The organism is Acidovorax sp. GW821-FHT09A11, from assembly GCF_059418365.1.
The window spans coordinates 1-683 of sequence record NZ_JBWKPS010000027.1; the positions used below are offsets into that span (position 1 = coordinate 1).

At 67.3% G+C, this 683-nt stretch carries 1 protein-coding gene; it reads left to right on the top strand.

Annotated features, from left to right (window positions below; genetic code table 11):
* On the top strand, nucleotides 1-683 hold a 683-nt coding region (locus tag AC07PV_RS25010), incomplete at both ends, for a putative bifunctional diguanylate cyclase/phosphodiesterase (protein WP_494631625.1).

The window sequence follows — 683 nt, forward strand, 5'->3', positions numbered from 1 at the left end:
CGGGGAGAACTGCTGGTGCACTACCAGCCCGTCGTGGACCACCAGTCCCAGCTCATGGGCGCCGAGGCCCTGGTGCGCTGGCGCCACCCCCAGCGCGGGATGATCAGCCCCGGCGACTTCATCCCCCTGGCAGAGCAGACAGGCCTGATCCTGCCGCTGGGGCAATACGTGCTGCAGACCGCGTGCCGGCAACTGCAGCGCTGGGCAGAGCACCCGGACACGGCGCACCTGTCCATCTCCGTGAACGTGAGCGCGCGGCAGTTTCGCCAGGCCGGCTTCGTGGCCGAAGTGCTGCAGACCCTGCACAGCCACCAGGCGGACCCGCGCAGGCTCAAGCTGGAGCTGACAGAAAGCCTGCTGCTGGGAGACATCGAGGACACCATCGCGCGGATGGTGCAGCTCAAGAGCGAAGGGGTGGGATTTGCGCTGGACGACTTCGGGACAGGGTACTCGTCCCTGTCGTACCTCAAGAGACTGCCGCTGGATCAGGTGAAGATAGACCAGAGCTTCGTGCGGGACGTGCTGGCGGACCCCAACGACGCGGCGATCGTGCGCACGATCCTGGCGCTGGCCAAGAGCCTGGACCTGCAGGTGGTGGCCGAGGGGGTGGAGACGACGGGGCAGCTGTCGTTCCTGCGGCTGCATGGCTGCGAGGGGTTCCAGGGGTTTCTTTTCGGGCGGCC